This is a genomic window from Sulfuricurvum sp. MLSB (assembly GCF_000747095.1).
Lineage (GTDB): Bacteria > Campylobacterota > Campylobacteria > Campylobacterales > Sulfurimonadaceae > Sulfuricurvum.
The window spans coordinates 1,905-2,621 of record NZ_JQGL01000019.1 but is presented as its reverse complement, the minus strand read 5'-3'; the positions used below and the strand labels follow the sequence as shown (position 1 = coordinate 2,621).

Annotated in this window: 2 protein-coding genes; both read right to left on the bottom strand. The window is 36.0% G+C overall.

The window, feature by feature from the left end; all coding sequences use genetic code 11:
* Positions 1–380, bottom strand: a 380-nt coding sequence (locus tag JU82_RS02535) for a hypothetical protein (RefSeq protein WP_294892025.1), incomplete at its 3' end; no start/stop codon positions are given.
* A gap of 58 nt (positions 381–438) precedes the next feature.
* On the bottom strand, positions 439–717 hold a 279-nt coding region (locus tag JU82_RS02530), incomplete at its 5' end, for a hypothetical protein (protein ID WP_037946151.1).

Here is a 717-nt window from a genome sequence, read left to right as displayed (position 1 = left end):
AACAATCCGCAATCCGCACCTACTAAGATAATATTTTTCGCACCCAAATAATAAGCCACATGAATAGCAGTTGTAATTGTAAGATGACTATTTACAAAAGTATCGGTATCGAGTAGCGATGGCTTTACGAATCCGCCCCATTCGCCAACAGGAACAACAATATAATCACGTTTTGTTTTGAATAAGTGAGTTGCTCCGTTATGTATATCCGTTGTAATGAATTTACTCCCTGCTTTCTTTGCAGCGGTGTAATGTTGTATAAATTCCTTTTTTGTAACAATATCTTTTACGATAATGTAAGTACATTTATAAAAGTTATACATCTTATTAAGACCTATTGTGATTTTTCCGTCAAAGAAACTGAACGACATATAATCCATTGAAGCACCAGAAGCAAGAATGTATATGTCCTGACCGGAATGTATTTGCTTGTATTCTTTAATGTAGGTGTACATTGATAAGTTGGTTTATTTTATTCTTAAATTCAGCGTCCCGTTTTATAAATGCTTGTCTTGCTTTTGCTGACATTGCAAGTAACGTATTTGCATCTGTCGTTATTGCCGTTCTTATTGTATTTTTAAAGTCATTACGAGCAACGCAATACTCATTACTAAGTCTCTGTTTGCCACAGACAAATGCAGGAACGATAAAGCCGTATTCATTCGTTACAAGTTCATTCATTGGCGCAGCGTCCGTTGTTATTACTACCGCACCGGC